Origin of the sequence: Flavobacterium daemonense (genome assembly GCF_007341385.1) — a bacterium.
GTDB classification, from domain to species: domain Bacteria; phylum Bacteroidota; class Bacteroidia; order Flavobacteriales; family Flavobacteriaceae; genus Flavobacterium; species Flavobacterium daemonense.
In genome coordinates this window covers 142,538-169,084 of record NZ_VJYD01000003.1, presented here as the reverse complement: position 1 = coordinate 169,084, position 26,547 = coordinate 142,538, and the positions used below count along the sequence as shown (strand labels likewise).

Here is a 26,547-nt window from a genome sequence, read left to right as displayed (position 1 = left end):
ATGCTATTCCTCACAAAGTCTCTTTAAACCATGTTAATATATGTTTGTGGTTTTTATTTTATTCTCGGGCTAAATTTAAAAAAACAACATCATTTTCATTGATTTTAATTTCTTTATTAAAAATCCCTTTCGCATCAATTGTAATTTTTTCTGTCGAAATTGGCGCGCCGTTATTTTTCTCTTTTATCAAATTAACCTGCTCACGTGTTAACTGACTTGGTTTGTTCAAAGTTAAATAATCTGCGTAAGCGTCATTTACTTTGTAACCCACTTTGTAAATTTCCAAAATGTATTTCCCTTTTTGCAGTCCGCCAACTTCAATTTTCACTTTTCCTTTTTCTTTCGATGGAAGATCTTGAACATAATAAGTCTGATTCCAAACTTTATCTCCCGGATGTGTATTGGTAAAATCCCAAAACAAAATTTGCACATCGCCTTTTGCATTCTTTGTTGTCCAAGAAGTTTTATCTGAATTTTGAAGTTCTGTTTCGCCCAATTTATTCAAAAAAGCATAAGAGAAATAAGCTGGTTTTTTAATTCCCTGCGTATTCAATAATCCGAAACCGCCGTGAAAAGGCGTGAATCTTGGTCCTGGTTCTTCAAAAATATCCGTAAAAACCCAATACGACATGGAGTTTGCAGCATTGCCAACTTGTTTTAATTTTTGCAGAATATACGCCGCCGAATGATAACTGTCGTGAATTGGATCTGCCGGTGTGTAGGATGAACTCCATTCGGTGTAATGCAATTCTAGATTTGGTTTAGCTGAGTTTGTAATTAATTTTCGAGAGTTTATAATTTCACCACTCACGCTCCATTCATCCTGATTTAAAACCGTTCCCGAAGTTCCAAATTCGTCCAAATATCCTTGTTTTACACCATACGTATGTGTTGAAACAAAATCCATTGGAACATTATTTTTAGCACAAAAATCAATAGTTTCAGAAACCCAACCAGATCCTGCCGTCGCTGGTCCTCCCACTTTGTACGCAGGATTCACGGCTTTTATTCCACGTGCTGCATAATCGTATAATTTAAAATATTCGGCTTGCGTTCCTGTCCAAAAACCTGGCGATAAATTCGGTTCATTCCAAACCTCAAAATACCAAGTTTTTACTTCTTCATCTCCATAACGTTCCTTGAAATGCTGGGTTAAATTTCGAACTAAATCTTCCCATTTTTTATAATCTTTTGGAGGCGTTACGTTGCCGCGCCACCAAAAAATCGTTTCTTTTCCGCTTGCTAAAGCATTCGGCATAAAACCTAATTCAACAAATGGTTTCATTTTCAGACTCACAATATAATCAAACAAAACATCTACATATTGGTAATTGTATTCCGGATTTCCTTTTGAATCTTCTCTGTAAACGCCCATATCATCAGACAATAAACCATGAAAACGGATGTATTTAAAATCGCATTCTTTTTTCACCAATGCCAATTGTTGTTGCCAGTCGGCTCTCAAACCTTCATTTGCTCTTCCGGCACCGATGCATTCTTTAAACATGGTGTTTAATTTTCCTGCTTCTTTTTTATAATCAACTTTTATGATTCGGTTTTCAGTTTGCCCAAACGAATAGATTGAACTAAATAAAACACCTGCTAATATTAAAAGTTTTTTCATCTGAAAATGGTTTTGTTTATTTTTTTGCCACAGATTAAAGAATTCAAAAGGTTTTTTTTCTCTTGCTGATTTATATCATACTGATTTAAATCTTTTTAATCCTTTTAATCTGTGGCTAAATATTTTATTGCCCAACTATATGTTAGACGCATTGAAATGCGTCTCTACAAATTATGGCCAATCATTTCGTTTAGTAAACCCGACAGGTTTTTAAAACCTGTCGGGTTTAACATCTAACATTTAACTTTTAACTTCTCACTTACATTACAATTTTTTAAATCTCACTGCTCCACCTCCAGCTCCGCCTAATTTCAACTGTAATTTATCTGACGCTTTTACTGTTTTCTTAGAAATTGCAACTGCTTCTGGATTATGTGTTTGATCTGTTCCTTCTGCATCTACATAAATCTGTGCTTCGTAGGTCGCATTTGGATCTAAGAATGATAACGAAACTTCTACGTTTCTTGGTTTTTCATTTGTCAAAGTTCCTAAATACCAATCGGCGCTGTTTCTGTCTTTTCTAGCAGTTGTAATGTATTCGCCAATTTTTCCTTCTAAGATTTTAGTGTCTTCCCAATCTGTCGGAACATCTTTTAAGAATTGCAATGCCGGTTTTCCTTCGTAGTTTTCAGGAAGATCAGCAAGCATTTGAATTGGCGCATAAATCGTTACATATAAAGCCAATTGCTGGCCAACTGTTCCCTGAACTCTTTTTCCAGGATAACCTTGTTTTACCTCAACATCAAAAATTCCAGGCGTGAAATCCATTGGACCAGAAAGCAATCTTGTAAACGGAATAATCGTCAAGTGATTTGGCGGATTTCCTTCGCTCCAAGCGTTATATTCTTGTCCACGCGCCGCTTCTCTCGAAACCATATTTGGAAAAGTTCTTCTTTCGCCCGTATCTTTTATTGATTCATGGTATACAACAGCCAAATCATATTGTGCCGCTTTTTCTAAAATATATCTGAAATAATTTACTCCAAATTGTCCGAAGTGCATTTGTTTCATGTTTAATTTAGAACCTACGTGACCAATTTTCACCGTGTGGATTCCTAGTTTTTTGTATAAAGCAAATGCTTCGTCAACTTGTTTCAAATAGTTGATTAAGTTCGAACCCGTTTCATGATAACCAATTAACTCAACATTATGCTTCTTTCCGTATTCAACCACTTTTTCTAAATCGAAATTGTCTGCATTTTTTGTGAAACTGAACATGTGCATTTTATTTTCATACCACGCAGGCGTCCAACCTTTATTCCAGCCTTCGATCAATAAATGATTGAAACCTTCTTTTTCTGTAAAATCAATATATTCTTCGGCATGTTTTGTGGTTGCACCTTGTTTGTCGCTTTCCCAGAAAGTATATTTCCCAATGTGCATTCCCCACCAAATTCCTAAATATTTATAGGGTCTAAAATACGAATTTGTATTTTTTAATTTGTTTGGTTCGTTCAAGTTTAAAACCAAATAAGAAGTAATCAATTCTCCTGGATTTTCTCCAATTTGAATCGTTCTCCAAGAAGAAGTAAACGAATCTTTCACACGAACTTTTACACCATCTGCCCAGGGCACTAAATCTGATTTTAATTCTGTTCCCTTGGTATTTACCAGAGTCATACTTGCAAAATCAACCAAATTTGCCTCGTGAAAACTTAATGCTAATCCGCTTTTGCTTTCGATTGTAAGTGGCGTTAAAACCGTATCCAACGTACTTACCGGCGCATCTTTAAAAAGATATTCGTCGCGGTTTTCTCTGTTTGCCGGAATCCACCAAGCTTTTCCATCTTCTTTTAAGTTGAAAGTCGTTTTTTCATCCATGATGAAAATACTGTCTTTTACATTTTGTTTTGGATAAACATATCTAAAAGCAACTCCGTCGTCGAAAGCGCGAAACTGAATTTGTAATTTTCTTTTGTTTCCCGTTTTTTGCTGTAAATCGACTACCAATTGATTGTAGTGATTTCTGATATTTTTCTTTTCTCCCCAAACTTGTTCCCAAGTTTCATCAAACGTCGAAGTTTTAGCTCCTTTAATTTCAAAATTCGAACTCAAATCTTCATTTCCTTTCAGCACAAATCCCATTTCTGACGGAGAAATCACTTCGGTTTTTCCGTGAGAAACAGCATATTTTGGTGCGTTTTTTACGAGCTCAAATTTGATTTTATTCTGTCCGTTTGGTGATGCCAATTCGTAAGCATTTTTGTTTTTCTGGCTGTATCCAATCGAAACCGAAAGCAATAAAGCGGGAAGAATCAGGTGTTTTTTCATGTTCATTTTCTTAATTCATTTTTTAATAAATCGGGCAAAAAAGAGGTTTTCACCCGATTTAGAAACTCAACAAAAACTTATTTTTAATATTGTGCGTGACTTTTTTAAACACATAGAAACATAGATTTACTGAACTTATAAAAAGGCGTTTCACTTGTTTAAAAAAAACATAGCTGAATTTGAATCTTTACATTTTCATACCTTACTTATCTCGTAGAGATTTTATATCGGTAGAAAAGAAATGTTCATTTTTCAGTGTCCCGTCAGGGACTACATATTTTTAATTTCGTTTAGTCCCTAACGGGACAAATTATAATGTGTAATATTTCTTTTCTACCGATATAAAATCCCTCTGGGATAAAACATATACAGCATAATTTCTATATGTGAAGAAACGAGTTTCTTTTTTGTCTTCTTTTCAAGAATAAAAAAACCTATGTTTCTATGTGTTTAAAAATTCTCGTAACTTATTTAACCCATTCCGTTTTAAAAGTGGTTTTTCCGTTTAATGGATTTGCGGTAACATCAAAATTGTTTCCGTTTTTATTCACTTTTATTTCTTGAACCGAACTGTCATTTGGCAAGAATACTTTGGCTGTCGCCGAAGTGGTTTTATCGCTTGCAAAAACTTTTAATGTCAATTTGCTCCAATCCATATCTTTTGTAGACTGCGCTAATCCAATATGCGGAATTGCAGTTCCATCTTTTATCAAAACTACGATTGGCACTTCGCCCGCTTTGATTTTATGCCAGCCAGATTGGTACACTTTCTTAGTTTGGTAATCGATCCAAGTTCCTTCTGGAAGATAAACGTCTCTTTCGGTCACTTCTTCAAAAAGTGGTGCAACCAACATACTTGAACCAAATAAATATTCGTTATCAACCAGCCAAGCTCCCGGATCATTTGGATATTCTACAAAAAGAGCGCGCATCATTGGCAAACCTTTTTGAGAGCTTTCTTTTGCTTGAGCGTAGATATATGGCATTAATTCGTAACGCATATTATCAGCTTTTCTAAAACCTTCCAAAAAATCTTTACTGTACAACCAAGGTTCGCGCGGAGGCTCTCCGTGGCTTCTTACGTGTGAAGTGAACATTCCGAAAGGCGCCCATCTTCTGTATAAATTCTCTGGTGATTTTGTTGCAAATCCTCCAACGTCATGGCTCCAGAAACTGAATCCGCTAAGGCCTAATGAAAGTCCGCCACGCAATTCTGCTGACATTGCGCCGTTTGACGTCTCAGCATCACCACCCCAATGTAATGGGTAACGCTGTGATCCTGCCCAAGTGCTTCTTGCCCAAATTAAAGTGTAGCCTTTTTCTTTTTGAGTAATTTCGGCAACAGCCTTATTGTATCTTAATGGATATAAATTATGTTCGTAGAAACCAGTTCTTCCCGAATGATAAATTCCATCTGGCGGAGCAGCTTCTCCAAAATCAACTTTGAAAACTGAAACGCCTTCATCAAATAATTTTTTCAATTTTGCTTGATACCACGTTACCGTTTCAGGATTTGAGAAATCCAAAACCGCATCTTCATAAGGAAGATTTCCTTTTCTGTCTCTAACTGCCAAGTTTTTGTCCATAATTTCAGGAAACAAAGTATTCTTTGGCGTGAAATAAGGCAATTGCCATAGACACACATGGAAACCATCGTCTTTCAAATCAGACATCATTTTTGTGGCATCTGGAAAACGAGATTTAGCAAACTCATAATTGTTTCTCCAATCGACATCAAACCAGCCCGTATCGAAGTGAATAACATCAGTTGGGATTTTGTATTTACGCAAATCTCTTGCTACTTCACGACCTTCTTTTTCAGAAAAATAAGTGATTCGGCTCATCCAAAATCCGAATGACCAAAGTGGTGGCATTGCAGCTTTTCCAGTCAAATTCGTGTATTGGTCTAAAATATCTTTTGGCTCTCCAATGAAGAAAAACAGATCGGCTTCATCATCTCCAATGTACATTTCGTTGGCACTTCCAAAATATCTACCAAAGTCAACTGTAATTGGTGTTGAATGATGCATGAAAACACCATAACCACGGCTGCTCATGTAAAACGGAATTGGTTTGTACATGGTTTCATTTTGGATTCCATTTGCGTCATCCGTCCATAAAACTACTTTTTGTCCGCGTTTGTTGAATTGCGTGAATGATTCTCCACAACCAAATATTTTTTCATCTGGCTCTAAACTAAACGCCGCGCCCATACTTCTTGAATAATCGCTGTTTCTACGAACATATGAGAATGGAAGTGTTGGCGTATAGGTGTTTTTGAAATCAGTATCGTGAAGCGTGCTTGTCAATAATTTTCCGTTTTCATCGTAGATTTTTACGTGCCAAGGTTTTGTCAAAATTTCGACTCTTCCGTGTTTACTTGTATAACAGTGACCTCCTTCGATTTTAGAATATTTCCATAATTCTGGGTGATTTGGAGCTGTTCCGTCAACCAACATTAAAGAAGTTGCCTGCGGATGAAACTGCGGTCCAGAAGTGGTTTTGATTCGGATTGTTCGGTCAGAAACAAACTGAATTTCGAATGGCAATACTGGAGATTCCTCATATTCCGTTGTTGGGAATTCATTTGCTTTTTCCACATCAGGTTTCATCATCATGTTGTTGAAAGCCTGACGTGTTTTATAATTGTATCTCAAATATTTTATAGTTCCTTTTCCTGTTGCAGGATCAAAAGAAGCCAATTCATCAGCAAAATAAAACGTGTTCAGATAATTCTGAAAATCTTTGCTGATGTCTATTGGAGCGTTAAGTACATCTGCATTTTGAATTTGTGCCGACACTTTTGGCGAAAGCAGCAAACTCGCAAATAAAGACAAGGACGCTATTTGTATTTTTTTCATTGTGTGTTTTTATTTATTAGCTCGTCCTACAAGGTTTGAAAAACCTTGCAGGACGAAACTTATTATTCTGTTGTAATTACTATTGTTGCAGATTTTAATCCGTTTGCTTTTGCAGTCAATTCTAATCTTCCTGATTTTGCACTCGATTGCACAATCACTAAACATTTTCCGTTTAATGCCGTATGTTTCGAACCTTTGTACGATTCATGACTTACCGGATCGCCGCTGCAAACGCCAACTATTTTTCCGTTTCCTTTTAATGAAAAATTGATTTCGTTGTTTGCATTTGGAGCCAAAGTTCCGTTGGCATCCAAAATATCTACAGTTACAAATGACAAATCATTTCCATCTGCTTTGATGGTGCTTCTGTCTGTAGTTAATTTTAGATTTTCTGGATTTCCGGCTGTTTTGATTTCGGTTTCTAAAACTGTTTTTCCGTTTTTACGAGAAATTGCTTTTAGCGTTCCTGGCTGATACGGAATTCTCCACATTACATGCAAATCATCACCTTTTTTACTTCTGATTCCGACCGATTTTCCGTTTAAGAAAAGTTCAACTTCATCAGCTTTATTATAATATGCCCAAACGTCAACAGTTTGTCCCGCTTTCCAGTTCCAATGCGGGAAAATATGAAGCACGGTTTTGTCTGTCCATTCACTTTGGTACATATAATAAACATCTTTTGGGAAACCGGCTAAATCTACAATTCCGAAATACGAACTCACTGACGGCCATTCATACGGAGTTGGTTCTCCGATATAATCGAAGCCTGTCCAAATGTACATTCCAGAAAGATAATCGTGTTTTTTAACCACTTTCCACGTTGCTTCATGTGTTGAGCCCCAAGGCGCTTGAACTTGATCGTAAGCCGAAACAGTATTTCCCGGATTTCCATCTGTAAATTTAAGATCCCATCTAACTGGCCATTTTTTTACAACATCCGAAACATTGTCATAATAACCGCGTGTCTCTAAACCTGAAGTAGTTTCGGTTGCAATAAAAGCTTTGTTTGGGAAATTTTCTTTATGATGCTCATACGTCTGATGTGCATAATTGTACCCGATCAAATCTAAAACTCCAGATGCCGCGATTGGATTGATTTGAACATTTTTCTTTTCAAATTGCAATGTCACCTCGTCAATATTCATATTAACTGGAGGATTCATAGCTGCCGTTAGTGGTCGCGTTTTATCAATCGAACGCACAATTCCGGCTAATTCTTTTGCAATTTGTACCCCGGTTTCACTCCATTGATCTGGAATTTCATTTCCGATGCTCCAAATAAAAATACTTGCGTGATTACGATCGCGAAGCAATTGATCTGTCAAATCTTTTTTATGCCATTTTTCCCAGTCGTTTGCGTAATCGTATTTTGTTTTATTGGTTTTCCACATATCAAAAGCTTCATCCATAACAATAAAACCCATTTTGTCGCAAAGTTCTAAGAGTTCTGGAGCGGGAGGATTATGAGAAGTTCTGATTCCGTTTACGCCCATTTCTTTTAAAATTTCAAGTTGGCGTTCAATTGCACGAGTATTGATTGCAGATCCTAATGGCCCTAAATCATGGTGCATACAAACACCTTTAATTTTAACTTGTTTTCCGTTTAAAATAAAACCTTTGTCTAAGTCAAATTTAAAATCTCTGATTCCGAAAGTCGTTTTGTATTGATCTACAATTTTATCGTCAAGCGAAATTTCCGTAACTGCCGTGTACAATTCTGGTTTTTCATCTGACCATAAAATCGGATTTTCAACTTCCGCCAATTGTTTCAAAGTTTGGCTTGCATTGGCATTAATGGTAATATTCTCTATTTCGGTTGCAACTTTCTTATCTTCTTTAAAAATTGTCGTTGTTACCGTTGCTTTTTTAGCTTCTTTGTTTTGATTTTGAATAGTCGTTTCAATACTAACAGCTGCTTTTTCAGTCGTAACTTTTGGCGTTGTCACATACGTTCCCCATTCTGCAACGTGCAATTTATCTGTAGTTTCAAGCCAAACATTTCTAAAAATTCCTGAACCAGAATACCAGCGTGAATTGGGTTGTTTTGAATTGTCAACCTTAACAATTATTTCGTTGTTTTTTTCTCCATAATTTAAATACTGAGAAATTTGATATTGAAAACCGATGTATCCGTTTGGACGTTTTCCTAAATAATGTCCGTTTACCCAGACTTCGCTGTTTTTGTAAACGCCATCAAAAGTGATTGAAGTTATTTTCGTGCTGTCTTCCGCCGCAACTTTGAACGTTTTTTTGTACCAGCCTAAACCGCCATTTAATGACCCTCCACCATATCCTGCCGGACTTTTTTCGTCAAATTTTCCTTCGATGCTCCAATCATGAGGAACATTTAACGTTCGCCATTTTGTTGCTGCTCCAATAGTATCTTTGTCAACAATGCTGTCATTAAGATGAAAACTCCAATCTGAATTAAAAGAAACTTTTCGGCTACTGAAAGCCTCGTCGTTTTTATTGCATGAAGTAAATAATGTAATTACTGCCAGCATTACTACTGTCAGTCGGCTGCCTAAATATTTTCTTTTATTTTTCATTTTGATATGATTTTACAGTTTTTGAAAAACAAATATAAACATACCAGCAGGTGACTGTATCAATCACCTACCGGTTAGTTTCATATATTTAAAGATTAGGCTTTGGTTTGTAATGAAAAACAATTAAACAAACACCTTCACCAGTACGGCTCTTATCTCTAATAACTGCCAAACGCAATGACGTTGGAGTTAATTCAACAAGTTTTACCGTAATCCAGTTGCTGCAGTCTAAATAATAATCACCGCCATAAAGCATTTCTGGCCCTCCGTTAAAAGTTATTTTATTGTTGATTAGATCTAAACCGTAAGTTCCTTTTTTAGTAGTTTGAACATTGCTTGAAATAGCAGTTTGGGTAACAGAAGTATTGTATCCGCCATTTAAATTAAAAGACATTTCGCCCCAGTTTTTATTTGCCATTACCCATGAATTGCCAGCGTAATCAGGAAACCAGTTCCAGTTGTCGCCTGATGCACCAGGATAATCTAAACCAGCCCATCCCACAGGACTATCCATATCTAAAATCCAAGTTTTTCCGGCTACGCCGTTTGTCAGCATTTCCCATTTTGGATCTTTAAAGTACGTTTCATCATTCTCGTCAACTGTTACGGTTACAGGAGCTCCATCTACAGAGCCACCACGAGTAAGAGCCGTAAAATAAACCGTGTATTTTCCAGCAAAAGGAAGCACAACATTGTCGCTGCTTTTGTTTGAATGTCCTAATTCGTTGCCGCTTGCATCAACATATTTCCAGTATGGAATTACAGTTGGATCATCACTTTTTAAAGTAATTTGGTTTTTGTTTGAAGGATTCTGCGTCACCGAAAACTTAAGAGTTGACGGCGTTAAAGTTACTGCAGGCAAAGTCTCACGATCTTCAACAGCCTCACATGAAAATAAAAGTGAGCTTATGGTTACTGCAGCGAATATTATATATAGTATACGTTTCATAATCATTGTTTTTTAATTAATTACCAACCTGGATTTTGAGAAATTGTACCATTTGAAAGTATAATCTGAGATTGCGGCAATGGGAACCAGCCCAAAGTCTCTGTTCTAAAAGTCACTGCAAACTGAGAACCTCCAGTTGTATTGTCAATTGCTTTTTTAGTCTCAGTCATTCCTTGTCTCAATAAATCGAAATAACGCTGTCCTTCAAGTGCCAATTCTAACTGACGCTCTTCCATAATTACTGGTTTGCTTACTGTTTTACGATTAGATGTATTTTTGAAAGCACGGTCACGAACTCTATCCAAGTCGGCTTGAGCAATTGCAGGGTTTGTATCTAAATTCAGCTCAGCTCCCATAAGCAATACATCGGCAAAACGAATGATTGCATAATCTTGGTAGTTGTCAATTTGGAAATTTCCACCGTTTGCTTCTACAACACTTGTTCCAGCTGCATTTGTAATTGGGCAATATTTTTTCCAAGAATATCCTGTATATTGACGTTGTTCTCTAGCTTCGGCATCAAAATTCAATCCTTCGCCAACGAAATCAATAAATGAAGCTGCTTTTCTTGTATCACCAGCAGCATAAGTGTTTACTAATTTTGAGTTCACAGTTGCTCCTCCCCATCCAGATGCATATTTTCCGATAGCACCGCCACGTGGCGCAATGTTAACCTGAAAACGGTTTCCTTCGTGAAGATCCCAGTTTCCTTTTCCTGAACCGTTGAAACGAACCGCCCAAACCATTTCAGTATTATCTTCACCGGCAAAATTTTCAAAAGAAGCTGCAAGCCAAAGATTAGCAAAATCAGGAACTAAATTGTGTCCGCTGTTGTTTACTGCATCATTGATATAGGCTACAGCCTGCGCTTTTGTCACAACTCCAGCCAAATCTTGTTTGCCATAAACTCCTGTGTAGAATAAAAACGTTCTAGCCAAATATGCTTCAGCTGCCCATTTTGTAATGCGCCCGAAGTTTGCATTTCCTTTTTGAGAGTAATTTTCAGGCCCTAGATTATCTGCTGCAAATTTTAAGTCATTAGCGATTAAAGCATACGTAACTTCTGGCGCTTGTCTTGGCAATGTAAATTCGCTTGACGTAATAGTATGATCAAGTGGAATAATATCACCAAACATTTTAGCAGCTGTAAAATGGAAATGCGCTCTTAAAAAACGAGCTTCTGCTTCGTATCTAGTTTTTAAAGCCGTGTCAGTTCCCCAGTTAATTTTATCCAGATTTTCTAATAAAATATTAGCTCTGTAAATTCCTAAATATGCATTTGACCAAACATCTTTATTCATGTCTTTATCAGAAACGTATAAAAAACGGTCCCATTCTAAATCTGCCTGACCATCGGCAATACCAAATCCTCCAAAGCAATCATCTGAAGCTTCTTCACTAATTAATAAAGGTCCGCCGTATGCTTCGCGCTGCAACACATCATAAACCGCAACCAATCCCTGAAAAGCATCAGCTGGAGTTTTGTAAAAGTTATCGGTTACTTTTTGTGTATAAGGTTCTGTTTCTAAAAAATTCTCCGAACAAGCTCCTAAAATAAACAAGCTTGAAAGGGCAAATAATTTTATATATGTTTTCATCGTTTTCATAAATTAAAAGTTAACATTAAGACCCATCATGTATGTTCTTGGCTGCGGATAATATCCAACATCAATTCCTTTAGCCCAAGTCTGGTTCACGTTTCCAAAACCAATTTCAGGATCCATTCCTTTGTATTTTGTAAAGGTGTAAATGTTGTTTCCTGCTACATACAATCTGAATTTGCTGAAGAAATGCAATTTGCTTGTCAATTTTGTCAAATCGCACCCAATTGTTGCATTTTTAATTCTGAAGAAATCAGCATTTTGAACATATAAATCTGAGAATCTAGTCCAGTTTCCGTTTGGATCAGTTCCGTAAGTTACTCTCGGAATTCTGTCTGAAGTTCCTTCAGTAGTCCATCTGTTTAAAATCTCAGTTGTATTGTTTGTGTACGCACGAGTTGCGTCATGAACTCCAAAAACATTCTGGCTTCCTGAAACTCCGTAAGTATTGATAGAGAAATCAAATGCTTTATACGAAAGATCCATATTTACGCCATAAGAGAAATCTGGATTTGGATTTCCAATTTTCGTTTTATCATTTGCATCGATTTTTCCATCATGATTCAAGTCCACAAAGCGAACATCTCCTGGAGAAGCATTTGGCTGCACTCCTGCCGCAACCTCAGCTGCATTTTGGAAAATTCCATCTGTCTTTAATCCGTAGAAATAACCCATTGGCTGACCTACTTCAACACGGTTCATCTCATCTAAACCTTGAAACAATAAGTTTGAGTCTCCGTGAATAATTCCTTCGCTGTTTGCAATTCGAAGTACTTTATTTTCATTATGAGAAAGGTTTGCATTGATGCCAAAATTCCAGTCTTTAGCAAACGTTTTGCGGTAGCCCAAAGTAATTTCGAAACCTTTGTTGCTCACATCTCCACCATTGATATAAGGTGCAGTTGCTCCAGCGTAAGTTGGGATAGAAGCTAAAACCAACCAATCTTTTGTTTTCTTGTCGTAGTAATCAAAAGTCAAATTGAAGTTAGAAAACAAAACGGCATCAAAACCTAAATCTAATTGTTCTGAAGTTTCCCATTTCAAATCACGGTTTGCCAATTGATCTGGGCTTGAGCCTACTAACAAAGTCTCGTCTCCTGTTCCAAAATGATAACTCTTATCTGTAGAATTTACTGTTGACATATAAGCAAATTTTCTAGCAAATTGATCGTTACCGTTTTGACCCCAGCTTCCTCTAATTTTTAAAGTATTCAACACTTTATTTTCAGTTGGGAAAAAGCTTTCTTTATCAACATTCCATCCTGCAGAGAACGATGGGAAAACTGCATATTTGTTGTTTGGACCAAATTCTGAAGATCCATCACGACGAATTGTTGCCGAGAATAAATATTTGTTGTTATAATCGTAAAGCAAACGAGCAAAATAAGACTGAATCGCGTAATCAGTACGATTTCCACCAACTGTATTTGAAGTTTGATCTTTTGCATTGTCTAAATAAGCATGCTCAAAATCATCAAAAATCAAGTTTTTACCTGTCGCTGTCATATAATCTGATGTATTTTTCTTAGCCGAAGTACCTACTAAAACATCAAAATTATGAGCTTGGCTTACTGTGAATTTATACTGAAGCGTATTTTCAAAAATCCATCCCATAGATTTAGTTCCGCTTTGTGTTACACTTGAAACCGTGTTATTATCATTTGATGAAAGCGAATAAACTGGTCTGAACGAACGGAAATTACTGTCGGTCATATCAACTCCAAAACTAGTTCTGAAAGTGAAGTTTTTTAAGAATTTTAATTCTGCAAAAATGTTTCCAACATAACGGTTTGATTTCGTTTGGTTGAAGTTATTGTAGTATAATGATCCAACAGGGTTGCTAACATCTGCAGAAATAATTGAATGTGCAAAATCTCCATTTGCATCATAAGCTGCATCAACCGGAGCCGCATTCAAGAAACTTCTGATTCCGTTGCTGTAGATACCGTCATCAGCAATTCCGCTGCTTTTGATATTCGCTAACGTAAAATTTTCTCCAATTTTCAAGTGATCTTCAATAACCTCTGAAGTTGAGTTTACACTAAAAGTTACACGATCATATTGCGACTGATTTGCAGTACCGCCAATCATACCTTCTTGCCCGTAGTAAGACAATCCTGTTGCAATTGTAGATTTTCTGTCACCTCCAGTAATTAAAAGCGAATGATTTTGTTTCATTGCACCTTCATTAAACAAGTCATCCTGCCAATCATGATTTGGCAATTTAGCAACCTGTGCCTGTGTGTATAAAGGAGTATAACCTGAATTAACGCGAGCTTCGTTAATAATAGTTGTATATTCCTGCGTATTCATCAAGTCTAATTTTTTAGCAACTTGCTGAAAACCTGTATAAGAATTTAGGGAAACATTCATTTTCCCGTCTTTTCCTTTTTTGGTTGTCACCAAAATAACACCATTCGCCGCCCTTGCACCATAAATTGAAGAAGCCGCAGCATCTTTCAATACATCCATCCTTTCAATAACAGAAGGATCTAAATATCCTATTCCGTTATCAACCACAACACCATCAACTACATAAAGCGGATCACTGTTTCCAGCAGTTCCTGCTCCACGAATGTTCACGACCATGTTTGCGCCAGGTTGTCCAGAAGATGAAGTAACGCTAACCCCAGATGCTTGACCTTGCAAAGCATTTACAACATCTAAAGTTGCAACTTGCTGAATATCTTTTCCAGACACTACTGAAGTTGCTGCAGTATTTACTTTTTTCTTCTGCGTTCCATATCCAATAACAACAATCTCTTTAAGTTCTGCTGTTTCAGCCTGTAAAGAAACATTGACAGTTTTTTGTGTTCCTACTGTAACTTTTTGTGTTTTATATCCCATAAAACTTACTACAAGTACGTCTCCGGCTTTTGCCTCGATTTTGTAGTTTCCGTCAAAATCAGTTGCGGTACTGATTTTTGTTCCTTGTACCAAAATAGTAGCACCGGGAACTCCCATTCCATCCTCTGCCGAGGTCACATTTCCACTTATTGATCTTGACTGGTCCTGAGCAAAACCAGACTGAATCGTAAACACGCTAAGCAGCAGCGCCATACAAAACGGAAGCATTGTCGTTTTAATACAATTTTTGCTTTTCATAATAATTAAGAATTGGTTAAATTAAGTTAGTTGTAATATGTAATTAAAGTGTAAGTTTCAAAACTGGTAATCGTTCATAATCTTCATTTTATGAACTTTTTTCTCGATCATTTTCCGTTTAAAATAGGCTCATTTCAAAACTTATAGTCAAATTGAACTTATCTTATGGTAAATTTGACTACAAGTGTAAAACTTTTTTTCTATTTTAGCAAAATATTAAGCTTATTTTTTTTCTATTCGGATTTATGAGAACTCATTTTTGCCAATACGACAACTAAAGTGTTTAAAATGAATTATTAAATGATAAAAAAAGAACGAAGAGCAATTTTTGCCATCAACTATTTAATAGGTTTTAAATAAGAAAGACACTTTTTTGATAAACCTGTAATATTTTGACATTCAGAAATTTCATCTTCAAAAAATATTCAATAATCAACCCAGACAGTTATGCATTTTATTTGTTTAATTTGTCCTAATTAATTTCACGTATGGTTAAAAAATTAGATTCTGGTTCGGCAACAAACAGCGAACAAAATGCGATGAATGCTATCACAATTGACTGCGTTATATTTGGTTTTGATGAAGGAAGCCTCGAAGTTCTTTTAGTACAGCATGCTGAAGGAATCAGTAAAGGAAAATGGGGACTTCCGGGAGGATGGATTTATAAAAAAGAAAGCACAGACAATGCGGCTCATCGTTTATTGAATGAACTTACCGGACTTGATAATATTTACTTGGAGCAGTTAAAAGCCTTTGGCGATCCAGACCGTTTCCCGCTTCGACGCGTTATTACGATTGGTTATTATGCTTTGGTAAAACGCGAGGATTACAACATTAAGGCAGGTTTTACAGCTTCGGATGCAAAATGGTACCGAATTAATACTATTCCGGATCTTATTTATGACCACAACGAAATACTCTCTTATAGTTTAAAACATCTTCAAAACCGAGTACGCCAAGCTCCAATCGGATTTAATTTATTGCCAGAAAAATTTACTTTGCTGCAATTGATGCATTTGTACGAAGAAATTTTAGGCGTTGAAATGGACAAATCGAATTTCAGAAGAAAAATTCTGCATATGAAATTATTAGTGGCTTTAGATGAAAAACAGCAAGATGTTTCACATCGAGCCGCAAAATTGTATAAATTTGATCCAGAGATTTACAACAAACTAACTCAAAAAGGATTCAATTTCGAATTTTAAAAACCGTTTATAAAAACCAAAAATGACATTGCCTTCTCCAAGAAAACATGAAAACCCAAACAGCAGTACAGCCGTTGATGGCATCACGATTGACTGCGTTATTTTCGGATTCAACAAAGCAAATCTGGAAGTGCTTTTAGTACAACACGCCGAGGGTGAAAGTATAGGAAAATGGGGTTTGCTTGGAGGTTATCTTAGAAAAGACGAAAGCGCCGATGATGCAGCACAGCGAATTGTATATGAACTTACAACACTGGACAACATTTACTTGGAGCAATTAAAAGCCTTTACAAATCCGAATCGTGTGAGCGAACGCCGCGTCGTGACGATTGGTTATTATACTTTGGTCAACCGCGAAGATTATAACATTAAGGCTAGCCAAACCGTTATTGAAGCAAAATGGTACAAAATCAGCGAGATTCCAGATTTGATTTTTGACCACAACGAAATTTTCGATTTTAGTTTGATGCAGCTTCAAAATAGAGTTCGTCAAGCGCCAATTGGTTTTAATCTTTTGCCTGAAAAATTCACATTATTGCAACTGATGCATCTTTATGAAGAAATCCTCGGAATTGAATTAGACAAATCGAATTTCCGCAGAAAAATTCTTCATATGAAACTCCTTGTAGCACTCGATGAAAAGCAACAAGACGTTTCGCACAGAGCGGCAAAACTCTATAAATTTGATCCTGATATTTACAAAAAACTGACTGAAAAAGGTTTTAATTTTGAATTTTAACCAATGTTTTAAATTTCTGACACCAACTATCAGGCAACTACATTTCAGAATCCAAAACTTTGCGCTATCTTTGCGCCTTACTAATAGGTGCTAAAGCATTTGCTGCAGTGCCATTTATACCCAAAAAAAGACTTAAACTCGATTAGAGAACTGATATATTAAAATGAAGAAGATACGTAACTTTTGCATTATTGCACACATTGACCACGGTAAAAGTACACTGGCAGACCGATTATTGGGCGCTACACAAACCGTTACAGCTCGTGAAGAAAAAGCACAATTGCTTGACAACATGGACCTGGAGCGCGAGCGTGGAATTACCATAAAAAGTCACGCCATACAAATGGAATACACTTATAAAGGTGAAGAATATATCCTGAATTTAATTGATACCCCGGGTCACGTTGACTTTTCATACGAAGTTTCACGATCTATTGCAGCCTGCGAAGGTGCGCTTTTGATTGTTGATGCTGCGCAAAGTATTCAAGCACAAACGATTTCAAATTTATATTTGGCTTTAGAAAACGACTTGGAAATTATTCCGGTTTTGAATAAAGTCGATTTGCCAAGTGCTAACCCTGAAGAAGTTAGCGATGATATTATTGATTTATTAGGTTGCAAATTAGAAGATATTATTCACGCTTCTGGAAAAACAGGTTTTGGTGTTGAAAATATTTTGGCAGCTATTATCGAAAAAATTCCAGCGCCAAAAGGAAATCCAGAAGAACCATTGCAAGCTTTGATTTTTGACTCGGTTTATAATCCGTTTCGCGGAATCGAGGTAATCTTTAGAGTTGTAAATGGTGAAATCAAAAAAGGACAAAAAATCAAATTCATGGCTACGGACAATGAATATTTTGCCGATGAAATTGGAACTTTAAAACTAAACCAAGTTCCTAAAAATGTGGTTTCTGCTGGAGATGTTGGTTATTTGATTTCGGGAATTAAAGAAGCACGCGAAGTAAAAGTAGGTGATACAATTACAGATGCAAAAGTGCCGACAACGAATATGATTACAGGTTTTGAGGATGTGAAACCAATGGTATTTGCCGGAATTTATCCTGTAGATACTGAAGATTATGAAGATTTGCGTTCTTCTATGGAAAAATTGCAATTGAACGACGCTTCGTTAGTTTTTGCACCAGAAAGTTCTGCGGCATTAGGATTTGGTTTCCGTTGCGGATTCTTAGGAATGCTTCACATGGAAATTATTCAAGAACGTTTAGAGCGTGAATTTGATATGACTGTAATTACTACAGTTCCTAACGTTTCGTATTTGGCTTACACCAAAAAACATCCAGAAACGCCATTAGTTGTAAATAACCCTTCAGATTTGCCAGAACCTTCAAAACTGGACAGAGTTGAAGAACCGTTTATCAAAGCAACTATCATTACAAAATCTGACTTTGTTGGAAACGTAATGAGTTTATGTATTGAAAAACGTGGTTTAATTACCAATCAAAACTACTTAACAACCGAAAGAGTTGAGTTAAATTTTGATATGCCTTTGGCAGAAATTGTATTCGATTTTTACGATCGTTTAAAAACAGTTTCTAAAGGTTATGCTTCTTTTGATTATTCTCCTATCGGGATGAGAACTTCGAAATTAGTAAAACTAGACGTTCTTTTGAATGCACAAACAGTTGATGCACTTTCTGCATTGATTCACGAAGATAACGCATACAACATCGGTAAAAAAATGACCGAAAAATTACGTGAGTTGATCCCAAGACAACAATTTGACATTCCGATTCAAGCGGCGATTGGAGCAAAAATTATTGCTCGTGAAACGATTAAAGCACTTCGTAAAGACGTTACCGCAAAATGTTATGGTGGAGATATTTCGCGTAAGCGTAAACTTCTTGAAAAACAGAAAAAAGGTAAAAAACGTATGCGTCAGGTAGGAAATGTTGAGATTCCGCAAGAGGCGTTTATGGCTGTTTTGAAACTTAATGACTAGTCTTTTAGAAAAAAGAAGAAAGAAACAAGAATATAGATTGACCCAATGACGAAAGTTGTTGGGTTTTTTGTTGGTTTGAAATTCGCTTTAATCAATAAAATTTTAATACTATTTTTTTTATACGCAAAAAGCAATAGATTTACTACAGAAAAAATACTAGCTTTTAAATCTATAGTAAGACTGTTTTTGAAAATGCAATCATTATCAAAAACTTGAACAAAATACCCAAATTAACCGAAGCTATCTAACAATACCACTATGATAATAACTCTACGCAAAATTAAATTTCAAATTGTTCTACAGATTTTATTGTTAATTCCCATTTTTGCTTCCGCGAATTTTAATGCTGCTGGTCATTTCTCTGAAAATTTTCAATCAGTAGATACAGAAGCGCCAACGGCACCAAAAAATGCAACCTCGCCCGGATCTATAGTGAGTACTGCCGACATATCGTGGACGGCTTCAACAGATAATGTTGGTGTTAAAAGTTATGACATATACAGCAACAATGTTCTTATTGGATCTGTAGATGCTCCAACAACAACTTACAGAGCAACCGGATTAGCCGAACTCACAACTTATATTTTTACGATTAAAGCCAAAGACGCAGCAGGAAACACCTCAGCGGCGAGCAATGAAGTAATCATTAATACTCCAGATCGTACCGCACCAACAAAACCAGCCGATTTAACAGCTTTAGAAATTACAGGAACTTCGGCAAAGCTTTCATGGAGTCCGTCAACAGATAATGTTGGAGTTGTAGGCTATAATGTTTATGGTTCGAGCTCACTTTTGAAACAACTAGATGCATCAACTACTACATATATAGTTGGATTATCTCAAAATGTAACTTCCAGATTTTCCATCAAAGCGCGAGATGCGGCAGGAAATCTTTCGTTTACAAGTGGTGACATTTTGGTAAAACCATTGGATATTGTGCCACCTACAGTACCGCAAAACGTAGTCGCTTCTGAAGCTACGGCAACAAGCATCAAACTTTCGTGGACTGCATCAACAGATGCAGAAAGCGCCGTTACTTATGAAATTTACAAAGGAGGAAATATTTTAGTTGGGTCTTCAACAACTACAAGTTTTACCGTTACCGAATTAACTCCAAATAATGCTTATTTGTTTACTGTAAAAGCGAAAGATGCATCTGGAAATTCATCGAATGCAAGTCTTCCTCTTTTAGCCGAAAGTTTAGACACCATTTTACCAACAGTTCCAGGTTCTTTGACAGCATCAGACCTTACAACGACATCTGTTAACTTAAATTGGACAGCATCAACAGATAATAGAGAAGTTACTGGTTATGAACTTTATATAAATGGAAATTTAGCAACAACATTAAAAGTTTTAGAATATAAAACAACGACGTTAGCGCCAAATACAACGTACAGTTTTTACGTAAAAGCTAAGGACGCCGCCGGAAATGCATCGGCATCGAGCAACATTGTTACTTTAAAAACAAACCCTACTCCGCCTGCATATTGCGTGTCTCAAGGTTATAGTCAAATGTTTGATGAATATATGGCAAGAGTTCAAATTGGAACTATTGACAGAAAATCAAATGTTTCAGCTATTAGCTATACTGATGCGACAAGCCTTGCAACAGAATTGAAAAAAGGCGAAACATATTCTATTACCGTTACACCAAAAGAATGGATTAGCGGGAAAACGCAATTTGGATTACGCTACGCCGCTTGGATTGATTATAACGGCGACATGGATTTTTATGATGCGGGAGAATTAATTTGGTACCAAGAAGTCACAACAAACTCACCTGTTCGAGGAACTTTTACAGTTCCTGCAAATGCTATCACAGCCAAAACCAGAATTAGAGTAACTGTTAGAGATGGTGGCGCAGCAGGGGCTCCATCGCCTTGTGGCGATTATACCGACACTTATAACTATGGAGAAACAGAAGACTACACTGCTGACATTGTTAATAATACCGTAGATTCCAATGCACCCGAAGCACCAACTAATTTAGCTGCTTCTGGCACAACTTGGACAACAACTAACTTGTCTTGGATTGCGCCAGCAAACAACGCAGATATTACAGGTTATGAAATTTATAAGGAAAATATTTTAATTGGAACTTCGGCAACTACCACTTTTAATGTTACGGGATTACGCCAAGGAAACACTTATTTGTTTACTGTAAAAGCTAAAAATGCAAACGGACTTCTTTCAAAATCAAGTGTTCCGGTTTCAGTAACAACTCCAAAAGATAATACTAGCCCAACAACGCCTGCAAATCTTAGAGCAACAACTGTAACGGCTTCAAAAATCACCATTGCTTGGGATCCTTCAACCAATAACGGAGGTGGAATATCTTATTTAGTATATTATGGTGATACTTTATTGACAACAGTAACCAACACTAGCGCGACAATTATTGAACTTGGAAATAATATTGCGTATGATTTTAGTGTTCAGGCGGTTGATGAATTCGGAAATAAATCTGCAAAAACTTCTATTTCGGTAACTACATTAAAAGATACTACACCACCAACAGTTGCGCCTCAACTTACAGCATCTGAAACTACATCGATTACGACCAATTTGTCTTGGACCGCTGCTACTGATGATGAATTTATAACCTATTATGATATTTATAATGGCTCAACTTTGCTTTATTCTGTAAGAGGCAACGTCTTTCAATATAACGTAAGTGGACTAAAAGAAGGAACAACTTACTCTTTTACGGTAGTAGCAAGAGATGGAGGTTCAAACAAAATATCAAGCAACGTACTTTCAGTAACTACAGTTGCAATCCCTAAATATTGCTCGACAAAAGCAACAAGTGATGATGGCAATAAAATTTATCGCGTCATTTTAGGATCGATCAACAATAACGCTACATCATTGGGAGCAGTAGCTAATTATAGCGATTTTACAACACAAACCACAAGCTTGAATCCTGGTCAGGAATATACGATTACATTACAAATGTTGAGATCAAGCGGTGTTGACAAAAATGGTCTGGCAGTTTGGATTGATTTGAACGGCGACAAAGATTTTGATGATGAAGGTGAATTAGTTTGGAGCAAATTCGATAATTCTGAACCATTTACATCTATTGAAGGAAAATTTACGTTGCCTCTTACTTCAAAAGTTGGAAGAACTAGAATGAGAGTAAGCGTGAAACGAAATGAAATTCCGAAACCTTGTGAAGAATTTGTTTATGGCGAAATTGAAGATTATTCGATTGACATTAAAAAACCTATCATAGAATCTGAAGCACCAACTGTTCCAACAAATCTGACAGCATCAAATATCAAAGCAAAAACAGTTGATTTATCTTGGTCTGCTTCGACTGATAATATCGCTGTGACTGGCTATGAAATTTATAAAAACGGCGTTCTTGCTGCTACAAGTGCAGATACACAATATACGGTTACAGGCTTGAATCCAGAAACGGTTTACAATTTTACGGTAAAAGCTAAAGATTATTCTGGAAACACTTCTTTAGAAAGCAATAGTGTTGCCGCAACTACTTTGGCTGCCGATGTAATTGCTCCAACAGCACCATTGAATCTTTCGGCTAGCAATACGACAAAATATACAACAACTTTGTCTTGGACTGCATCAACAGACAATGTTGGCGTTACTGGATATGAAGTTTATAAAGATTATAGTTTAATTGGAACAACTTCTGCCACTACTTTCAATGTTACAGGCTTAAAAATAAGTTCGATGTACACGTTTGTCGTAAAAGCAAAAGATGAAGCGGGAAATGTTTCGGTTGCAAGTGATAAATTGATTATAACAACGCAAGGTCAAGATGTAACGCCACCAACCGCGCCAACAAATTTAGTTGCAACAAATACGACAAAATCGGGAACAACACTTTCTTGGACAGCATCTACAGATAATGTAGGTGTTACAGCTTACAATATTTATCAGGGAACATATTTACTTGCTACGACAGCAAACACCACTTTTACAATCACAACTTTGATTCCTGAAACAAGATATTCCTTTACAGTAAAAGCAGTTGATGCTGACGGAAATGTATCAGAAGAAAGTAAAAATGTTATTGTAGATACTTTGCCAGAAGATTCTACACCGCCAACAGCTCCAAAAAATCTGACGGCTGAAACGAGCGGTACAACAACGGTTTTGAGTTGGACGGCTTCAACAGATAATGTTGGTGTAACAAGCTATGAAATTTATATCGACAATTCATTAATCGGCACCTCAACTACAACAACTTATACGGTTAAAAACTTAACATTAGGAAGAGATTATTTATTTAGTGTAAAAGCAAAAGATAAAGCAAAGAACTTATCAGAACCGAGCAACGTTGTTAAGGTAACCACGGAGAAAGAAGTTACATACTGCAAATCTAACGGAACTGATACGGAGAAAGGACACATCAATAAAGTCCATTTAAATTCGATAGACAATACGACAAAAGCAGATATTGGCGGATATTCAGACTTTACTGCCATGTCGACAACTATTGCAAAAGGACAAAGCAATACGATTACGATAGAAACATGGACATCAAACGGAAAATCGAATGTGTTTTCTGTTTGGATTGACTTAAACGGAGACAAGACTTTTGATTCTAATGAGTTAATGTGGAGTTCAGAACTTGTAGCATCAACAGCCGTAAATGGAACTTTCACAATTCCGAACACAGCTGTAAATGGCTCAACAAGAATGAGAGTTTCTATGAAACAAGGCGGAATACCGACAAGCTGTGAAACATTTGCCCTGGGAGAAGTTGAAGATTACACTGTAAATATTCAATCTAGTCTTTCTGTAGAAGATCATGATGCTTCGAAAAATGGCTACGTTTTACATCCAAATCCGGCTCACGATAAATTATTTGTTATAATTCCTGAAAATAAAAATGTAAAATATAAGATAACAAATTTAATTGGTCAAAATGTTGATCAAGGTAAAGTTGATGAAACTGGAATTGCGATCAGCAAACTAGGATCAGGAATTTATATTCTTGAATTGAATGATGGTGAGAAAACAGAATTCAAGAAATTTATAAAGAAATAACTATTTCATTTAAGTCTGAAACCTCGCTCTTTGCGAGGTTTTTTTATTTAATGAGGCTTTTCGGGTAAATTAAACTGATCCTCAAATAGTTAAAAATATAGTAATTTTAAGTAAGATTAATCTTATTTATCAAATAAAAAAAGATTAAATGCCTGATTTTTAACGCAGTTCATCGAACTTAAAGTTAATTTCACAATAAAAAATGTATTTTTAATCCTACAACTTTTAAACTGTAAGATTATGAAAACCAAATTTTCAATTATTTTAGCCTTATTTACTTTTTGTTTTGCACATGCGCAGCAAGAAGATCAAGTTAATTCTGAAATGAATTCTGCAAAAGGTATCACCTTTGCTCATGGTGATATGTTTATCGAAGGTGCTTTGCAAATTGCTACTGGCGGCGATCGTGATTATTATGCTTTTAATCCCAAATTTGGATACTTCCTAAATGACAAATTTGCCGTTGGCGGACAAATTAGTCTTTCAAGCGACAAATACGAATCAACTAATACAAAGACTAATATTTTTGGTATTGGAGGATTTGCAAGATATTATGTATTGGAATTAGACAAAAAACGTTTCAAAGCATATGGCGAAGCTGGTTTAGGCTATGGCCGAAACAAAATTGAAGACAACACTGGATCTGATGACAGCAACAGTTTAACTGCGAATATTAATGTTGGTTTAAACTATTTTATAACCAAAAATATTGCGGTAACTTTTGTTCTGGCGAACTTACTATCGTACAACAGCGTTTCTCCAGAAAATGGTCCGTCTTCAAATACATTCGAATTAAACATCAACTTGTTCAACAATATCTTTGATCAGCCGAAGTTTGGTCTTTTGTACAAATTTTAAATCTATATTTGATTTACATATTATAAAGCTGTTCCAAATTGGGACAGCTTTTTTATTTATCAAAACCTTTTGCCTTTGTAACTTTGAACCTCTGAACCTTTTAACTTAAAAAAATGGACGAAACCCCTAAACGATTTGATAGAATTGTTGCCATTCTTATTCAATTACAATCTAAGAAAATTGTAAAAGCGCAAGAATTGGCAGATCGTTTTGACTGTAGTTTGAGAACCATTTACAGAGACATCCGCACGCTCGAAGCCTCTGGTGTTCCTATTTATAGTGAAGCCGGAGTTGGTTAAGCTTTGATGGAAGGTTATAGATTACCTCCCGTAATGTTCACGCGCGAGGAAGTCAGCAGTTTTATTGCTGCCGAGAAATTAATGCAGAAATTTACTGATCCGTCTCTGGGAAATCATTATGCATCGGCGATGTATAAACTAAAGTCGGTTTTAAGAAGTGCCGATAAAGACTGGCTTTCGAATATTGAATCAAGAGTTGTGATGCAAACAGCCGAACCGATGTTCAACGATAATTCGCCAAATACATTAGCCGTTCTTTTTGAAGGAATTGCCGAGAAAAAACAGATTTTGCTTCAATATAAAACTTTTGATACCGACGAAACGACACAACGAAATATTGAACCCGTTGGCGTTTTTCATGATAATAACAATTGGTATTTTTTGGGTTATTGCCATTTACGTCAAGATTATCGGCAGTTTAGAACCGACCGAATTCAAGGTATTCGAAAAACAGAACTCGATTTTACTATTGAACATAACGCTCTGGAAACCTATTTGACTAAAACCGAAACCTGTCCTACAACAAAAGTCAGAATCTTGATTGAGAAAAAAATAGCACGATATTTAGCATCAGAAAAAAAATATCATGGTTATGTTTCGGAAAAAGAAGTTGATGACAAAATCGAAATGACTTTTATGTGCCGTGATATCGAAAGCGGTTTTGCACGCTGGTTCTTGATGTTTGGCGATTATGCTACTATTCTAGAACCTGAAAGACTTAAAGTGCGCGCATTAGAATTATTGGAAATAAACAAACAACGACTTTTATAAAAAAACTCCCGAGAGATTATCGTCGGGAGTTTTTTGTTTTTATTTCTGTGCTTTTATAACATTATAAAAATTATAATCGGTATTTGAAGCGTCTGTAATTCCAATGTTTCGTCCCATCGTTACAATTTGACCACGATGATACGTACCGTGATTGATCACTTGGATCAAATATTCAGAAATTGGAAGTTCACATTCAAACCACGGATTTATGATTTTCACTTCTTTACTTAAATCGTCTTCAGACAATGAATTGATGAAATGCTTCAATTTTGCAGATGAATTTAATAGGCCTGAGAAAATTTCTTCTTTTGAAAGCTCATTTTCAGGTTTCTTTTCAAATAAATCGGTTTCAGAAATTACCGAAAACCAATATTCTTCTGTTGACCAAATATGATCAAGTGTTTTGATGATAGTTGAAAAACTCGAAGGTACTTCAGTATAAAGCAATTCGTCTGATTTCGGCGAAAGCCAATTCACAAATTGCTTATTTACCCATAAATTATAATCGGCATAATTTGACATTATCTTTTTTAAACTCATAACAGTGAATTTTAGATTTTACATAAACCACGATAGACTTGAAGCTACAGATTTGGTTAGCAGGCCGAAAATCTGCAAAATCATAAAGCCCAATTTAACCACAAATTACACAAATTTTCGCAAATCAATTTTGTGTGAATTTGCGTAATTTGTGGTTAAAAGCTTTTTAGAAACCGAAAAAGTTACA

At 36.1% G+C, this 26,547-nt stretch carries 13 protein-coding genes and 1 pseudogene; 6 read left to right on the top strand and 8 right to left on the bottom strand.

Going from position 1 to position 26,547, the window contains the following annotated elements; all coding sequences use genetic code 11:
• Positions 1-58: 58 nt before the first annotated feature.
• The 7 genes from FND99_RS05195 to FND99_RS05165 form a co-directional block, all read right to left on the bottom strand.
• On the bottom strand, positions 59-1,624 hold the full coding sequence (locus FND99_RS05195) for a GH39 family glycosyl hydrolase (protein WP_144336923.1): 1,566 nt from the start codon (positions 1,622-1,624) through the stop codon (positions 59-61).
• A gap of 264 nt (positions 1,625-1,888) precedes the next feature.
• On the bottom strand, positions 1,889-3,895 hold the full coding sequence (locus FND99_RS05190; protein ID WP_144336922.1) for a glycoside hydrolase family 97 protein: 2,007 nt from the start codon (positions 3,893-3,895) through the stop codon (positions 1,889-1,891).
• A 467-nt stretch (positions 3,896-4,362) separates the two neighbouring features.
• Complete coding sequence (locus FND99_RS05185) at positions 4,363-6,756, bottom strand: glycoside hydrolase family 31 protein (RefSeq protein ID WP_144336921.1); 2,394 nt, start codon at positions 6,754-6,756, stop codon at positions 4,363-4,365.
• 62 nt (positions 6,757-6,818) lie between these two features.
• Positions 6,819-9,308 carry a glycoside hydrolase family 2 TIM barrel-domain containing protein gene (locus FND99_RS05180; RefSeq protein WP_144336920.1) on the bottom strand — a complete coding sequence of 830 codons (2,490 nt, stop codon included), beginning with the start codon at positions 9,306-9,308 and terminating at the stop codon, positions 6,819-6,821.
• 88 nt (positions 9,309-9,396) lie between these two features.
• Positions 9,397-10,257: a hypothetical protein gene (locus FND99_RS05175; protein WP_144336919.1), complete on the bottom strand. Its 861-nt coding sequence runs from the start codon at positions 10,255-10,257 to the stop codon at positions 9,397-9,399.
• 20 nt (positions 10,258-10,277) lie between these two features.
• Positions 10,278-11,855: a RagB/SusD family nutrient uptake outer membrane protein gene (locus FND99_RS05170; protein WP_144336918.1), complete on the bottom strand. Its 1,578-nt coding sequence runs from the start codon at positions 11,853-11,855 to the stop codon at positions 10,278-10,280.
• A gap of 12 nt (positions 11,856-11,867) precedes the next feature.
• Positions 11,868-14,963: a SusC/RagA family TonB-linked outer membrane protein gene (locus FND99_RS05165; RefSeq protein WP_144336917.1), complete on the bottom strand. Its 3,096-nt coding sequence runs from the start codon at positions 14,961-14,963 to the stop codon at positions 11,868-11,870.
• 488 nt (positions 14,964-15,451) lie between these two features.
• Here FND99_RS05165 and FND99_RS05160 point away from each other — a divergent pair, with 488 nt between their 5' ends.
• The 6 genes and pseudogenes from FND99_RS05160 (at position 15,452) to FND99_RS05135 (ending at position 25,820) form a co-directional block, all read left to right on the top strand.
• Entirely contained in the window at positions 15,452-16,168 is a 717-nt protein-coding gene (locus tag FND99_RS05160; protein WP_144336916.1) for an NUDIX hydrolase, read from the top strand.
• A 22-nt stretch (positions 16,169-16,190) separates the two neighbouring features.
• Positions 16,191-16,907 (top strand): NUDIX hydrolase, encoded by a 717-nt coding sequence (locus FND99_RS05155; protein WP_144336915.1) that lies wholly within the window; start codon positions 16,191-16,193, stop codon positions 16,905-16,907.
• A 163-nt stretch (positions 16,908-17,070) separates the two neighbouring features.
• Positions 17,071-18,867, top strand: coding sequence for a translation elongation factor 4 (gene lepA / locus FND99_RS05150; RefSeq protein ID WP_144336914.1), 1,797 nt, complete (start codon positions 17,071-17,073; stop codon positions 18,865-18,867).
• Between the two features lie 258 nt (positions 18,868-19,125).
• Positions 19,126-23,892 carry a fibronectin type III domain-containing protein gene (locus tag FND99_RS05145; RefSeq protein WP_144336913.1) on the top strand — a complete coding sequence of 1,589 codons (4,767 nt, stop codon included), beginning with the start codon at positions 19,126-19,128 and terminating at the stop codon, positions 23,890-23,892.
• Between the two features lie 240 nt (positions 23,893-24,132).
• Positions 24,133-24,750, top strand: coding sequence for an outer membrane beta-barrel protein (locus FND99_RS05140; protein WP_144336912.1), 618 nt, complete (start codon positions 24,133-24,135; stop codon positions 24,748-24,750).
• A 113-nt stretch (positions 24,751-24,863) separates the two neighbouring features.
• Positions 24,864-25,820: pseudogene (locus FND99_RS05135) on the top strand (helix-turn-helix transcriptional regulator).
• Between the two features lie 39 nt (positions 25,821-25,859).
• Here the strand turns inward: FND99_RS05135 and FND99_RS05130 are convergent.
• Positions 25,860-26,360 carry a DinB family protein gene (locus FND99_RS05130; RefSeq protein WP_144336911.1) on the bottom strand — a complete coding sequence of 167 codons (501 nt, stop codon included), beginning with the start codon at positions 26,358-26,360 and terminating at the stop codon, positions 25,860-25,862.
• Between the last annotated feature and the right edge of the window lie 187 nt (positions 26,361-26,547).

What these genes read in the sequence shown, in the direction of transcription:
- FND99_RS05195 (WP_144336923.1), bottom strand. Translation starts at nt 1,624, where the DNA reads ATGAAAAAACTTTTAATATTAGCAGGTGTTTTATTTAGTTCAATCTAT.
- FND99_RS05190 (WP_144336922.1), bottom strand. Translation starts at nt 3,895, where the DNA reads ATGAAAAAACACCTGATTCTTCCCGCTTTATTGCTTTCGGTTTCGATT.
- FND99_RS05185 (WP_144336921.1), bottom strand. Translation starts at nt 6,756, where the DNA reads ATGAAAAAAATACAAATAGCGTCCTTGTCTTTATTTGCGAGTTTGCTG.
- FND99_RS05180 (WP_144336920.1), bottom strand. Translation starts at nt 9,308, where the DNA reads ATGAAAAATAAAAGAAAATATTTAGGCAGCCGACTGACAGTAGTAATG.
- FND99_RS05175 (WP_144336919.1), bottom strand. Translation starts at nt 10,257, where the DNA reads ATGAAACGTATACTATATATAATATTCGCTGCAGTAACCATAAGCTCA.
- FND99_RS05170 (WP_144336918.1), bottom strand. Translation starts at nt 11,855, where the DNA reads ATGAAAACATATATAAAATTATTTGCCCTTTCAAGCTTGTTTATTTTA.
- FND99_RS05165 (WP_144336917.1), bottom strand. Translation starts at nt 14,963, where the DNA reads ATGAAAAGCAAAAATTGTATTAAAACGACAATGCTTCCGTTTTGTATG.
- FND99_RS05160 (WP_144336916.1), top strand. Translation starts at nt 15,452, where the DNA reads ATGGTTAAAAAATTAGATTCTGGTTCGGCAACAAACAGCGAACAAAAT.
- FND99_RS05155 (WP_144336915.1), top strand. Translation starts at nt 16,191, where the DNA reads ATGACATTGCCTTCTCCAAGAAAACATGAAAACCCAAACAGCAGTACA.
- lepA (WP_144336914.1), top strand. Translation starts at nt 17,071, where the DNA reads ATGAAGAAGATACGTAACTTTTGCATTATTGCACACATTGACCACGGT.
- FND99_RS05145 (WP_144336913.1), top strand. Translation starts at nt 19,126, where the DNA reads ATGATAATAACTCTACGCAAAATTAAATTTCAAATTGTTCTACAGATT.
- FND99_RS05140 (WP_144336912.1), top strand. Translation starts at nt 24,133, where the DNA reads ATGAAAACCAAATTTTCAATTATTTTAGCCTTATTTACTTTTTGTTTT.
- FND99_RS05130 (WP_144336911.1), bottom strand. Translation starts at nt 26,360, where the DNA reads ATGAGTTTAAAAAAGATAATGTCAAATTATGCCGATTATAATTTATGG.